At 69.4% G+C, this 13061-nt stretch carries 11 protein-coding genes and 2 CRISPR repeat arrays; of the genes, 2 read left to right on the top strand and 9 right to left on the bottom strand.

The annotated features are described in order from the left end of the window. Positions 1-73: 73 nt before the first annotated feature. Complete coding sequence (locus C569_RS0121800) at positions 74-1051, bottom strand: DUF5954 family protein (RefSeq protein ID WP_018787878.1); 978 nt, start codon at positions 1049-1051, stop codon at positions 74-76. Between the two features lie 229 nt (positions 1052-1280). On the opposite strand from C569_RS0121800, the gene C569_RS34480 reads away from it, so the two are divergent. Together C569_RS34480 and C569_RS30760 are read left to right on the top strand one after the other, a co-directional pair. After that, positions 1281-1481 (top strand): hypothetical protein, encoded by a 201-nt coding sequence (locus tag C569_RS34480; RefSeq protein WP_081635997.1) that lies wholly within the window; start codon positions 1281-1283, stop codon positions 1479-1481. Between the two features lie 57 nt (positions 1482-1538). Further along, positions 1539-1823: a hypothetical protein gene (locus tag C569_RS30760; RefSeq protein ID WP_155945578.1), complete on the top strand. Its 285-nt coding sequence runs from the start codon at positions 1539-1541 to the stop codon at positions 1821-1823. A 266-nt stretch (positions 1824-2089) separates the two neighbouring features. Next, positions 2090-3155: direct repeats of the CRISPR family, unit length 26 nt; unit sequence CGGAGCACCCCCACGTGCGTGGGGAG. Between the two features lie 18 nt (positions 3156-3173). Here the strand turns inward: C569_RS30760 and cas2e are convergent. The 8 genes from cas2e to C569_RS0121845 all read right to left on the bottom strand — a co-directional run bounded on the left by cas2e (position 3174) and on the right by C569_RS0121845 (position 12003). Further along, a complete protein-coding gene (gene cas2e, locus C569_RS0121810) occupies positions 3174-3515 on the bottom strand; it encodes a type I-E CRISPR-associated endoribonuclease Cas2e (protein ID WP_018787880.1) in 342 nt (113 codons plus the stop codon). A gap of 1 nt (position 3516) precedes the next feature. Next, complete coding sequence (gene cas1e / locus C569_RS0121815) at positions 3517-4434, bottom strand: type I-E CRISPR-associated endonuclease Cas1e (RefSeq protein WP_369753893.1); 918 nt, start codon at positions 4432-4434, stop codon at positions 3517-3519. A gap of 41 nt (positions 4435-4475) precedes the next feature. Continuing rightward, positions 4476-5096, bottom strand: coding sequence for a type I-E CRISPR-associated protein Cas6/Cse3/CasE (gene cas6e / locus C569_RS0121820; protein WP_018787882.1), 621 nt, complete (start codon positions 5094-5096; stop codon positions 4476-4478). Beyond that, positions 5093-5869 (bottom strand): type I-E CRISPR-associated protein Cas5/CasD, encoded by a 777-nt coding sequence (gene cas5e, locus C569_RS0121825; RefSeq protein ID WP_018787883.1) that lies wholly within the window; start codon positions 5867-5869, stop codon positions 5093-5095. The genes cas6e and cas5e overlap by 4 nt, the downstream gene beginning before the upstream one ends. Continuing rightward, complete coding sequence (gene cas7e, locus C569_RS0121830; protein WP_018787884.1) at positions 5866-7008, bottom strand: type I-E CRISPR-associated protein Cas7/Cse4/CasC; 1143 nt, start codon at positions 7006-7008, stop codon at positions 5866-5868. Before cas7e ends, cas5e begins: the two co-directional genes overlap by 4 nt. Further along, a complete protein-coding gene (casB, locus tag C569_RS0121835; protein WP_018787885.1) occupies positions 7005-7658 on the bottom strand; it encodes a type I-E CRISPR-associated protein Cse2/CasB in 654 nt (217 codons plus the stop codon). The genes cas7e and casB overlap by 4 nt, the downstream gene beginning before the upstream one ends. Beyond that, positions 7655-9136: a type I-E CRISPR-associated protein Cse1/CasA gene (gene casA / locus C569_RS0121840; RefSeq protein WP_026268473.1), complete on the bottom strand. Its 1482-nt coding sequence runs from the start codon at positions 9134-9136 to the stop codon at positions 7655-7657. The genes casB and casA overlap by 4 nt, the downstream gene beginning before the upstream one ends. 92 nt (positions 9137-9228) lie before the next feature. Then, positions 9229-12003, bottom strand: coding sequence for a CRISPR-associated helicase/endonuclease Cas3 (locus C569_RS0121845; protein WP_018787887.1), 2775 nt, complete (start codon positions 12001-12003; stop codon positions 9229-9231). A gap of 114 nt (positions 12004-12117) precedes the next feature. After that, positions 12118-13060: a CRISPR direct-repeat array (repeat unit 28 nt; unit sequence GTCCTCCCCACGCACGTGGGGGTGCTCC). The last annotated feature ends 1 nt before the right edge of the window (position 13061 follow it).

Below are 13061 nucleotides of genomic sequence, written 5' to 3' on the forward strand. Positions count from 1 at the left end.
AAACAGCGCCGACCCCACCTCACCAAGCGCGCCACACCACATGGACCGTCGTTGCCACCCGCGGCAATGGCCGCTAGCCCCAACGCCGTTCAGTTAGGCCCTCGACCGCCGGCGGCTGCTCCGGATCGGGATCCGATCGCCGTGGTCCTTCAGGGCCTTTCGCGGACACGCGAAGCAGGGTCTCGATGCGGGTGACCCGAAACCGGCGCCCGAGCACGGTGAGGTCGTCGACGGGGTTGGCGTCAAGGTCGTCGGCGGCCTGCCGGTAAAGGACCGCCTGCTCGTCGCTGAGCCGGAGCAGGCGCGGTTCGAGGTAGCGCAGACCGAACGCGATCTCGTCGCGGGCCAACTGCGGCGTAGCCACCGCCCGACTGTAGGGCCGCCACGAACCGCCGACGCTCTCGGCAGCCGCGTAACGGACCGGCAGCACCACCCCGATCGGGTGGGACGTGACGGCGCCGACGCTGTCGGCGTAGACATCGGAGGGCACCTGCGCGCGGGGATAGTGCGCGGTCAACAGCTCCACCCGCAACATCGCCTCACTCGCCCCGGTCGACGCGCCCGGGTCGACGAGAATCTCCTCGTCCAGGAAGCTGTCGTGATCGTCCGCGTCACGCGGATCCCGGTCGGTGGGCCGGGGCGGCTCAGGGCCGTCCGGACCAAATCTCGCGAACGTATCCACCCGCACGATCCGGTGCTCCCTGCCGGCCACCACCACCTCGTCGGTCTTCTCCCGGTCCAGCACGTTGACCACGGCCGTCAACTCCGCGGCCAGCCCGGCGTCGTCGGTCTCATCCAGTCGTTCGCGCAGCCGATGCGCGAGGGTGTCCCGCGCCGCCTGCGGCGTATCCGACACCACGGCATACACCTGCCAGCACCCGGCGTCAGCCTGTACCGCATGCCCGAACAACGGGGCCCCGACCCGGACCCGCGGGTAGGCGACGGCCCGCCGCGCCGCGTCGTCCTCCGTGACCGCGCCGACCGGGTCGTCGCGCCGGTGAACCCGCAGGACCACCGGCATGGCCTTCTTCTCGTCACCCATGGCGACCATTCTGTGACCGCTACGGGCGATCGGAGGCGCTGGCGCGCCCACGCGGCGCCGCCTCCTCGTCGCGTGGCGGCGGGCCGACCGTTGGCGAGCGGGAAGCAGACGCTCGACAACCTCGCCGGCCGGGCCACTCGACGTCTGCCTTGAGCCAGCCACAGTGCACCGCCGCCACGCGACCGCCAAGGGCGGCAACGACCGGTAGTAGGCGCTAGCCGTTGCGTACCGTCGGGGCATGGACGCGTTGCTGCGAGGCGGGCCCGGGGACGGCCAGACTGTGCCCGCAGGCGGCGAATCCCTCGTGTGGAGGGCCTGTCTCTACGAACTCACCGGCGACCGGCACCACCAGCGCGACGGCCGGATCCTGCGCATCTACCGGCACCGTCCCGACTGTTGCGAACCACGCGACCGCGGTAGCCAGGACCGATGCGAATGACTCTCCACCTGCCACTTCACCTCCACAAGACGATCGAACGTGTGTACGATCGCGGGCGTGTCGGAGGAGGTTGCGCAGCGGTGGTGGAACGGTCTCTGGGGACGACTGAGCCGGCGCGACGTGTGGCTGATCCGCCAGACGCGATGGAAGGTCGTCGCCCGCGCCGGCGACACCGAGACGGGGAAGATGCTGCTCTGGACGTACGACTCACGCGACGAAGCCGACACGATGGTCGACCGTCTTCTGAATGCTGACGCCGCCGGCCAGTGGCGCGAACTGCAAGGCGGGCTGCCTCCTCGCCAGGCCGGCGGCGGCGACATGCCGCGACGGCGAGCACGCTGACGGCCCGCCGCGGATCGAACGTGCCGCCGCGCCGTTGGCCGCGGGATGCGGCACCTCGGAAGTCACAGAACTGGGCGCCTGGTCAGCGCCCTGCCTGCTCCTGATACTCGGCCACGATGTCCGCGGAATCCGTCCCCGGTCCGACAGCTCCTTGCCGACCGCTTTGCCCAGAGTCAACTATAGTTGCCGATGACCGGTTGTACGGGTGTACGACCAGCCGATACAGCATGGGAGGACTCTCCGGCTCCTTCCCTCGCCCCCAGCTGCGGAGTACCCCCACGTGCGTGGGGATGACGTGCCTGCTGGCGGTTCCGATGCTGCTGATCGCGGAGCACCCCCACGTGCGTGGGGAGGATCCGGACACGGTGCGGGCGGCGTGGCAGTCGGACGGAGCACCCCCACATGCGTGGGGAGCACTTGCCCTGCTTGTCTCGCTTGCCTCGGAGATCCGGAGCACCCCCACGTGCATGGGGAGGACCGGGCCGAGGGATGGCACTCCTACCGCAACCCCGGAGCACCCCCACGTGCGTGGGGAGGACGCGACGCTCATCATCCCGGCCTAGCCGATGTACGGAGCACCCCCACGTGCGTGGGGAGAACGGCGTCGTCTCCGCCAGCTCCTGGGGCGTGGCCGGAGCACCCCCACGTGCGTGGGGAGGACTCTCGATTGGTCATCTGCCGGGGCTCGATGCCCGGAGCATTCCCACGTGCGTGGGGAGGACGTCCATCGCGACCCGGTTGCCGGCCCAGATCGCGGAGCACCCCCACGTGCATGGGGAGGACGGCCCCGGCCTCCCGGGAGTCGTCAGAGGCATCGGAGCACCCCCACGTGCGTGGGGAGGACGCCGTCGGCGAGCGCGCCGAGGCGGGCGAAGCCGGAGCACCCCCACGTGCGTGGGGAGGACATCCACCGGTACATCGGATGCCGGGCGTGGCCCGGAGCACCCCCACGTGCGTGGGGAGGACTAGTTCACCTGGTCGAAGCACGACGGGTCGGGCGGAGCACCCCCACGTGCGTGGGGAGGACGGCGGCGGGCCATGTCGGCGGAGTTGGCGGGGCGGAGCACCCCCACGTGCGTGGGGAGGACGCGGCGGCAAGCTGGTCGAGCACCGCGGCGTGCGGAGCACCCCCACGTGCGTGGGGAGGACGCCGACGCCGTGTACACGCCGCCCCAGCCGAGGGGAGCACCCCCACGTGCGTGGGGAGGACCACCCCTCCGGATCCTGCTCCGGATCGACCGGCGGAGCACCCCCACGTGCGTGGGGAGGACCCGCCGCCAGGGACGAGGAACCACGCCCGCGGCGGAGCACCCCCACGTGCGTGGGGAGGACACTTCGCGAGCTGCGGCTTTACCAGCCTTCCGGCCAGATTTCTTCGACCGGCTCTTCGACGGCGCGTTGGTCTTCCTTGGGGCTCATCGCCACGAGGGTGAGGCCGTCGAAGTCGAGCGGGCGGCGTCGGCGCTCTCCTGCTGTCCGTAGCGAGAAGCCTTGTTCGGTGTCGTCCGGATGGATGAGGACGGCAGCGCCGTCGCCCACAACGGCGCTTGCGGCATTCCAGAGTTCGTCGCGGACTTTGGCCGAGAGCGTGCCGACGAATATGCCGGGGGTCACTTCGATCATCCAGCGGCTGAGTGCGCCTCGCAGGTGGTCGGGGACGGCGGTGGTGGCGAGGACGACCATCGAGGCCATGTCAGTCCCAGGGGTCCGAGCCGTAGTTGACCCCGGACGGCATGGCGCCCATCTCTGGATCCCAGAGCGAGGTGACTTCGGCAGCGGGTTGACGCTGCTTGGCTGCGCTGTCGGGGTCGAGCAGGCGCTGGATGTCGGCGACGATTGTCGGCATCAGCTTGAGCAGCCGGAACTCGTCTCGCAGCTTGCGTCGTACGTCTCGTTCGGGTTGGGCGGAGGTGCTCAGGGAGAAGGCGAGCGGCACGGTGACCTTGGCTTTGTAGAGGTCGGCGATGTCGTACACGAAGGCGTGCTGAGTGCCGCTGTGCACGAAGCCGAGCGCTGGCGAGCAGCCCAGGGCGAGGATGACGGCGTGCACTACGCCGTAGAGGCTGGCGCTGGCTGCGGACAGCGCCAGGTTGACCGGGTCCTGGGTGTCCCAGGCGTCGGGGTCGTAGTTGCGGCGGAACTTGCCGGTTCGGTACTTCTGTGCCATCAGCCGGTAGAGCGCCTTCATGCGCTGGCCCTCCATGCCGCGAAGCTGGGCCAGCGTGGTGCCTTCGGCTACGGACTCGCCGAAGCGATGCTCGTACATGCGTGTCGCCACCTGTAGCCGGCTGTGGTCGTCAGCCCAGCTCCGGGCCTGCTTCTCCAGCCAGTTGGTGGTGAGGGAGGTGGGGGTGATGCCGGCGTAGCAGCGGACCCCGCCGGAGCCGACGCAGACGACTGTGGTGCCGTGGCGGGCCAGGGTGGACAGGGCACGGTGGGTGATCGAGGTGCCGGGGCCGAGGAGGAGGCAACTGATGGCAGCGGTGGGCAGGTAGACGCGTTCGGTTCCTTTCGGGGTGTCGACCTGCGCGAGGACGCCTGTGTCGTCCTGGACGATGCGGACGATGTCGGCGTAGAGGAAGCTCAGCGAGTCCGCCACTCGGGGCAGCATGGCCAGGGTCGGCGCGGCGAGCCGCTGTCGGGCGTTGGCGCTCACCGCATCGGGGCGAGGCTGAGCAGTCCGCAGCCGAACGAGCGCCCGCGACCGATGCCGCTGAGCACGGAGGCGCGCACCCGGTCGGCGTCGGCAATCACGGCCTGCCCCTCGAAGAGGGTGATGGCGTGGCGTACCGGAACGGCACGGCCGCGGGCGGCCGGCTGCGGCTGGGCACGCAGGTGGCGCAGTTCGAGGCCGGCGGTCTCGGCTTTGCGCTGCCACCACTGCTCGGCCTGCTGACCGGACAACGCGACGATCTTGCCGGCGCTGTCGCCCTTCCACGCTCGCTTGGACGCGTTGGCGGCGATCCGGTAGTGCACCGGCATGCCGGCAACCAGCGCCTTGAGTAGTGGACTGACGTCGCGGGTGTCGACGGTGCCGTAGCCGTCCGGCAGCCGGGCCGGGTCCGGTGGCAGGGTCGTCTGAATCAGCAGTACCGGACCGGAGGTCGTGTGATCGAGCCGGAAGAGGACACCCGCGTGCTGCCGTGGCTGCTCGCCCAGGTCGTTTGGCACCAGCGACATCACCCTGCGGTGCACGGCGGTGATGTCGCGCAGATCCCGTCGCGCCGCCGGGTGGCGGAGGTCGGGTGCGATTCGGGTCAGCCAGGCGGTCACGTGCGGACTCCTCGCAGATGCTCGTCCAGTGCGTCCAGATATTCCGCGCCGATGCCTGCGCACAGAGCGGCTGGCAAGCTGCGGCTGCTGACGTGGACCTCACGGGTCAGGAAGCGCCGGCTCGCACGCAGCTCCCCCGCCGCCGAATCAAGATCCACGGGTACGTCGTTGAGCGTCATCCGGCTCGCGGTGCCATCGCCGCCCGGCTCTCCCATCACGAAGTCCACGCTGACGAAGTCCGCCTCGCGCTTGCGGCGGACTCGGTTGAGAGGCAGGTGTTCCAGGCTGCCGACGGCGTCGGCGATCGGGCCGGACAGCACGAACGGATGTTCCACCGGGCAGGAGCGGCGTCCCAGGTACGGAGCCCACACGGGATTCGCCAGCGCCTCGTGTACTTGGCCGACCAGCACGTCCGGACCGGTGACCGCAACGGTGAACACGGCGTCGGCCAGGTAGAACCGGCGCGAGACGATCGTGCCGGCGCCTGCCCCCCGCCGTTTGCCGTCCGCTGTGGGCACGGTCCGCTCCGGCGGCAGGCCACCGCCGACGGTGTGGAAGTCGTACATGACGATGCCGGGCCGGTCGACCCGAACGGTGAACTCCAGAGCCGCAAGGTCGCTCACCGACTCACCGCGACGCCGACCTTGGGCGGCGGCGATGATGCCGATCATCGCCGAGCGGGTCGGGACGGTGGCGGTGTCCCGGACGCTGAACGTGCTGTGGTCACCCCACGACTGCATCGGCCCGGCCAACCGCAGCAGCAGACCCGTCATTCCGCCCTCACGCGTTCGACGGCGGCAGCGATCAGGGCGTCGAAGCTCGGCCGGCTCTCACCGAACTGTTCCAACCCCTTGTCGTCGATGCTGGCGTACCCGTGGTAGATCAACCCACGGTCGCCGATCAGCCGGTAGATCCGGCCGGCGTAGTCGGCAAGTTGCCGGCGCGACGGATCGGCGTAACCGCTGTCGAGCGTGGCCCGGATCGGCACCTCGAAAGCGCTGGCGAGCGACACCGGCCGGTCGCCACGGACGGCGATGTAGGCTAGGTCGGGGACGGTGAACGGCGCGGTGGAGTTCTTCTTCGCCTGCGGCATGGCAGTGATGAACGCCGACAGGAACGCCGAGGTCAACTCAACCGCCGTGGCGGCGTCACCGAGGTTGTCGACGAGGTCCCGCAGGTTGACGCTGGCGTACCGGTAGAACGTGCCGGTGCTGAACTCGGCACTGTTCATGTGCCCGCTGCCGGCCTGGTCGGATTCCTGCTTCAAGTCGTCCACGGCGGTGAAGAAGTCGACCTGCGGATCCGTGCCGTGGGTGGTGAACGCATGCGCGACCTGCACCGCGCCGTCCACGTTCGTGCCAGGCAGTTCCGCCAGCATCCGGCCGAACAGGTTGATCACGTCGTTGCGGCGGGCCATCGCCGCGCGCACGGCGTCGGCCGGAAGCGACGCCTCGCCCTTCTTCAGCTTGACCGTACCGGCGTGCAGACCGACGAGCCGGTCACGCTGCTGCACACAGACGTCGGCCAGCTCGTCGAAGGCCCGCTCCGGCAGGTAGAACAGCACCTGCGCCTCGCCGGACTCCTTGTCGACCTTGAAGCCATCGGTCTTGACCGCGATCGTGGCGAGCGTCGCCATGACCTGTGCGGCGGCGAACGCCGCCAGCTCCGTCTCCCAGCCCTGCCTTACCAGCCGCGCCTGGACGGCGTGCGGTAGCTGCCGGGTCCGCTTGGCCGCGTCACCGGACGACGCCTCCAACTCGTGCCGTACGGCCCGCTTCCAGCTCTGGCTGGAGACCCGGGTACGGTCCGCGTCCCCGAAACGCACCGTCTTGGGCGAGCCCAGGTCGTCGCGGTTGAGATTGGCGTACGGCACGGTTTGCAGCAGGTGGATGTCGATGTAGCGGGCGGTCATGCTGATTCCTCCAGGCTCGGGTGGTGCTGCTTCTCGGCACGGCGGTCGGCATCGTGCAGGGTGCGGTAAAACGACTGAAGCCAGGAACTGGCGACCTGGTCGCGGTAGTACCGCCACCGGCAGAGGTCGTCGAGAAGCTGCGCCCAGTCCACCTGGGACTCGACCGCGCCGAGGTGCCGAACAACGCCGGCCAGGTGCCGATAGACGCCCGGGTAGCCTTGGCGGACCAGCAGATGCAACCGCTTCTCGGCGGTGGCCCGGTTCATCGCGCGGCGTCCCGGTCCTGGCCGGCACACCGCCCAGGCCAACGACTGGCCCAGGTTGGGCCGGCTTTCCCGCCCGGTGTCACCGGTCGCTGAATCCTCGGCCTCGTCGGCTTCGACGGTCTCGTCGGTACGGTCGATGATCGGCCGGTCCCGAACCGTCGCAGCGATCATCGCCGCGACAGCGTAATAGGCGTACTCCTGGTCCTGTCGCATCGACGGCCGCAGCAGCGGGGCGACGACGGCGTGCATGGTGTGCGCCTGCTCGGGCGGACGACGCAGCCCGCGGCGCAGCGCCGCACGCCGGCCACGGTCGCGGAGGCACTGCTCAGTGATCCGCCGCACGAAGGCGTCGGAGTTCCTTTCCTCGGTTTCCACGGAGGTCATGTAGCGGATCCCTTCTTCGATGTGGTTGACAGCAGCCGATGCGCCGTCTGCACCGCCCGTACCAACCGTGGTGAGCTGACGTCCCCCGCCGCACGGTCGATGGCCTCGTGCGCCAGCCGGGCGAAGGATCTGCCGCCCTCGGAGAACCGGACGTCCTTGACGTGCTCCCAGAACACCGCCTCGGCCCGCGACCAGTAGTACGCCTCGCCTACACGTGCCCACGGACCTTCCCGATCCTTGACGTTGACTGCCTCACGCCAGGCTTGTCGCAGCACGAAACCGACACGCCGGCCGACCGACTCGGCCGACCGGGTCAGCGCCGCCACTCCGTGGGCGGTCGCCGGATCACGCTCCCGCAGCCAGCCCAGGATCGGCGGGGTCACGGCGGTGAACCACTGCCGGTCCTTGGCCTGCCCGTCCTGGTCGAAGCCGTACGCGCGGACCCGCCCGTCGAGTTCGAGATCCGCCGCGGTGGCCATGATGTCGGGGCGATGGCTCTGGACCTCACTGGTGCCGCCCAGCAGGGAATCGACGTCCCGCCACAACGCCCGGGATCCGTCAGCCGGCAACTGGTACCAACCGCCTTCCTTGTTCTGCCGGTGCACGACGTACGGGTCGCGAACTGACGCACCGGGAAGCCGCCACGCCCAGGTGACGTAGGCGTCCGTCACCGCCGCACCGGTGGCGTGCGGAACCAGCAGCACCGCATGCCGGGCGCGGCCGGTCAACGCGCCACACGGCCAGGACACGTCGCCCGGGTCACCCAACGGATCCGGTAGGTCATCGCGCTCCCAGGGGCACAGGTCAGGCCCCTCGTCCTGCCCCGACACCCGCGGGGGCACGCCTACCACCAGCGACTCGAACAAGTTCTCCCCGAGCGGGTGATACGACATGGCGCCCCGCAACGGGCCGGCGTTGCTGTTGGCGAACTTCTGCCCGGCCACCTCGCGGCTGCTGCATCTTCCGGAAGCGCCGTAGTACAACTGCGCGATCAGGTACCACGCCGCCTGTCCGGGTGCCAGGGCCGCCGGGTCTGCGTCCGTGTGGTGGCCGAACCACACCTGCGTGTTGCCGGCCGGACGGTCGAAAACCAGCTTGTTGACTCCCGAGGACTTCGGACACTCGGTGGCGAGCCGCGGATCCTGCATCCACGGCCGACGAGAGTCGAACAGGTCGAACCGGCCGCGATACTTCTCGAAGTAGGCGTCCACGTCGTCCGCGACGAAACCGCCCCGGTCGAGCACCTGCTCCTGCCGCTGCCGCCATCGGTCCCCGCGCAGGGCGTCGAGGCCGGTCACGCGGGCGGTAATCGCGTACAGGATCCGCCACAGCCCCGACGCGGCCGGCGGCACCGGAAGCACGAGATCGTCGAACTCCGCAGCCCGGACGAACAACTCACGGAGCCCGACCAACTCGGACTCACCGCCGGCCGTCACCGGTATCCACGGTCGATCAATGAGATCGAAAAATATCATCATTTAGCTTGACTCCTGAAGGCAGACCGCATGAGGTTGCCGAGTCGATGGCTCGATGCGAAGCCTCATGTCAGATGAATGACTCCACCATCGGCTCATCCCACACCTATGGAGGTGACAACGAGTCCGAGCTCTACATCGAGATGAGCCGATCGGTTTCCCCACACGGCCGCTCCGGGGCCAAGGGGACTGATCGGCATCCAAAGCGGCCGGATTTCTTTGAGCCAGGTGTTCTCACTCCATGCCGCCGGCAACTCGGTTGAGGGCTCGTGTCCCCGGATCAGGTCAGCACGAACCGGGATCGTCTCTTCGAGGATCGCCCGTACCTCGTCGTTCCGGAACCGGCCGTCACGCCTGGAACCGTGCTGTGGGAGCGGAGTCCGGCGCTCGGTGTCGAGCCACTGGCCGCCGTCCGGGTCGAGGTAGCAGCAGAGCACGCGCTCCGATTCGGCCCCGAGACGGGTAGAGGCGCGCCATTCCGGCGTCTCGGTGCGGCTCAGCGATTCCAGGTCGGTCACCTCGTCCGGGCTCGGGATGACGCCCAGATCAGCTGCCCCTCGCTCCACGCTCCGGCCGGCCCGGTACTCGTCGTACTCCGCGCTCAGCACCTGGTCGTGACGGATGGGTGGCGGCGCATACACCGCCTCGACGTGGCCCTGCACCGAGTGCGGTACCACGATCGTGTCGATGCCGGCGAGCCGCTGGTGCGTCGCCCGCAGCAGGTACCGCGCGTACACGTGCCCCCAGGCAGCAGGCTTGACGTGTTCCGTGCCGTCCGCCCCGCGCGGGTCGAGGACCACCACCCGTGGCCGCTCGGCCCAGCTCGGCCTCGGCCGGTCGTGCCGATGGCATCGCCCGGCCCGTTGCAGGAGTTGCGCCATCGGAGCCAGGTCGGTCACCAGGAGATCAAAGTCGAGATCCAGTGACTGCTCGATCACCTGGGTAGCAACGACGACCGTCGGACGGGACCGGTCGCCTGCTCTGCCCAGGCGGCTGGTGACAGCTGCGGTGATTTCCTCCCGGCGGCGGGCCGGGAATCGAGAGTGCAACAGCATCACATCCACTCCGGCTGGCATCCAGTCGCGGATCACCCGATAGGTCTGCTGGGCGTCGTTGACCGTGTTGCACACGACGCCCGCACACCCACCGTGCTCCGCGACCGGCGCGAGCACCTGCCGCACCACCTCTCGTCGGTCAGCCGGATCACTCACCGGCCCGTCGAGGTGACGCACCGCGCGGACGTCTAGCGTGAACTTCACGCTTCGGCCTGCCACCAGCGCCTCTCGCGCCTGCGGTGAGATCGACAGCGGATCACGTTCCTGGGCCGCCGGCACGAACGTCCAACCCGGATACGGCACGGCGCACGCCGGCCGCTCGACCCCAGCACCCTCCTCGTAGGCCCGCACGAGGGTCGCCGCCTGCGACGACGGCAACGTCGCCGACAGCAGGACAACCGGGCATCCGTACGCTCCAAGCCAATTCAAGAGCTGGCACAGCAGCCTCGTCATGTACTCGTCGTAGGCGTGCGCCTCGTCGACCACGAACACCTTGCCCGACAGGCCGAGCAGGCGTAGAGCGTTGTGTTTGGTGGTCAACGCGGCCAGGAGCGCCTGGTCGACAGTGCCGACCGCCATTGGGGCCAACAGCCCGCGCTTGCGGCCACGCAGCCAATCGGTCGCCATCACGTCACGGCTCGGGTCATCGGAGACCACCTCCTCACCGGAATCGGCGAGGTCGGCCGCAGCCCGAGCTTCGTACTCGGCATTGAGCCACGACATGCTGTGCAGCAGGGTGACCGGCGCTGGCCCCGCGGCCAGCTTGGCGGCGAACGCCCGGACGCGGCGGTACAGTTCGTCCGAGGTCGCCATCGTCGGCAAGGCGAAGAAGAACCCATGTGCCCCGCACACCTCGGCCAACCTCCGGGCAGCCACCAACGCGGCTTCGGTCTTCCCGTCCCCCGTCGCGGCCGTCACCACCATCAGCCCCGGCCCATCAACCACCGGAAGCAGTTCGTTCAGGATCGACCGTTGAAGCGCGTTCGGACGGTGCGGAAACAGATCCTCGAACCCCACGGGTCGATACAGCGGCGCCACCAGGCCCGCATCGTCGAGTAGAATGCGGACGGGCTCAACCAGGGCAGCAAGGTGAGCCGAGGCGCTGGCGGGATCGGTGCACGACGGCACCCGCGACGACTGCCCGGTCAAGAAATGTTCCTGGCTGGCCAGCCAGTCGGCGAGAATCACAAGCCCCGTGACCAACACACTGGCCGGGGCGGTCACGGCCGACGGCGGCTCAGGGGAGCCCACTGCCTCATGCACCACCCGCACGAACGCCGCACGCTGTCGCGCCCAGGCGCCTTCACCCAGTTGCAGCCGCCCGCCGTATGGGCCGCTGGTCTGCTGGAAACGTCCGTGATGGCCGCCCACGACCTGAGCAACGCGATACGCCAAGCGGCTACTGACGCGACGGCCCGCTTGGGGGTATCCGAGAAGCCCCAGAAGATCAGGTAGGGACAACTGGCCAGCTGCATCGTGCCGCAGCGAGCCATCGCCTGCGGCGTCCTCATAAATGCCACAAGCGAGCAGCGCCCCGAAGGCGGCCCTGTTCTTCTTCTGGAAGCCGGGCGTCGCCTTACCGACGTCGTGCAGCCCGGCCCAGAACATTACCAACGACCTGGCGTGGCAGTCGCTGGTGTTAAGCCCTTCCGCAATGACGCGTCGCTGATTCGGGGTCAGGTAACGGTCCCACAGATCCCCGGCAACAGCAGCCGTGTCGATCAAGTGCCAGAGCAACGGGTACGGCTTCAGGAGCTGGCTAGACTTGCCCCAGATCCCGGCGTCGACCGCTTCATCGAAACTCAAACCGAACACCTCCGCTCCACATCCGCTCGTAAGGGCCCCCGCATGCAACCACGGACGTCCGACACTTCAGCCCGCCCAGCGCAAAACTGCGCAGCGGGCGGATAAAGCCGCTGGTGGCGAAGTGTCCTCCCCACGCACGTGGGGGTGCTCCGGTGCCGTCGCCTTCGTCGTCGCGGACCCACGTGTCCTCCCCACGCACGTGGGGGTGCTCCGCTGCGCCTGTCCCGGGATCCGCGTATCGGCTAGTCCTCCCCACGCACGTGGGGGTGCTCCGCACACGTGCGCGGCCGGTGAGACGACGGCGGGGTCCTCCCCACGCACGTGGGGGTGCTCCGGTGACGATTCCCGCTGTCGAGCCCTGCCTGTAGTCCTCCCCACGCACGTGGGGGTGCTCCGTCACCGCCCCGGTCCGCACCTACGAATACCGGGTCCTCCCCACGCACGTGGGGGTGCTCCGTGACCACCGGCCGTCCCGGATATGCCGGCCACGTCCTCCCCACGCACGTGGGGGTGCTCCGGACTCACCCCCTAGCCCGCGACACGTCGGGAAGTCCTCCCCACGCACGTGGGGGTGCTCCGCGGTGCACATCCTTACCGGGGGTGTAGCCGGGGTCCTCCCCACGCACGTGGGGGTGCTCCGCCGTTGACGGTGCCGCTGCCGCCGCAGTAGCCGTCCTCCCCACGCACGTGGGGGTGCTCCGTCTCGCAGACCTCGCGGCCAACGGTCGACAGCGTCCTCCCCACGCACGTGGGGGTGCTCCGGCGAGGCGTGCGGCCTGCTGCGTGCCGGTGAGGTCCTCCCCACGCACGTGGGGGTGCTCCGCCGACCGCAGGCGGCGCGCCCACGACGCGGTCGTCCTCCCCACGCACGTGGGGGTGCTCCGCCCCTGCTTGTCCCGACCGGCCGCCGCGCAGGGTCCTCCCCACGCACGTGGGGGTGCTCCGGAAAGGCGGTGCGCGACGACCACGGGTAGTCGGTCCTCCCCACGCACGTGGGGGTGCTCCGTCAACATGCAGTACGTGCGGCGCATCGAATGCGTCCTCCCCACGCACGTGGGGGTGCTCCG

Origin of the sequence: Micromonospora sp. CNB394, assembly GCF_000374985.1 — a bacterium.
GTDB classification, from domain to species: domain Bacteria; phylum Actinomycetota; class Actinomycetes; order Mycobacteriales; family Micromonosporaceae; genus Micromonospora; species Micromonospora marina.

Coding starts and splice junctions, on each gene's coding strand:
- casA (WP_026268473.1), bottom strand. CDS start 9,136: ATGATGATATTTTTCGATCTCATTGATCGACCGTGGATACCGGTGACG.
- cas5e (WP_018787883.1), bottom strand. CDS start 5,869: ATGACGGGTCTGCTGCTGCGGTTGGCCGGGCCGATGCAGTCGTGGGGT.
- cas7e (WP_018787884.1), bottom strand. CDS start 7,008: ATGACCGCCCGCTACATCGACATCCACCTGCTGCAAACCGTGCCGTAC.
- C569_RS0121800 (WP_018787878.1), bottom strand. CDS start 1,051: ATGGTCGCCATGGGTGACGAGAAGAAGGCCATGCCGGTGGTCCTGCGG.
- casB (WP_018787885.1), bottom strand. CDS start 7,658: ATGACCTCCGTGGAAACCGAGGAAAGGAACTCCGACGCCTTCGTGCGG.
- cas1e (WP_369753893.1), bottom strand. CDS start 4,434: ATGCTGCCCCGAGTGGCGGACTCGCTGAGCTTCCTCTACGCCGACATC.
- cas2e (WP_018787880.1), bottom strand. CDS start 3,515: ATGGCCTCGATGGTCGTCCTCGCCACCACCGCCGTCCCCGACCACCTG.
- C569_RS34480 (WP_081635997.1), top strand. CDS start 1,281: ATGGACGCGTTGCTGCGAGGCGGGCCCGGGGACGGCCAGACTGTGCCC.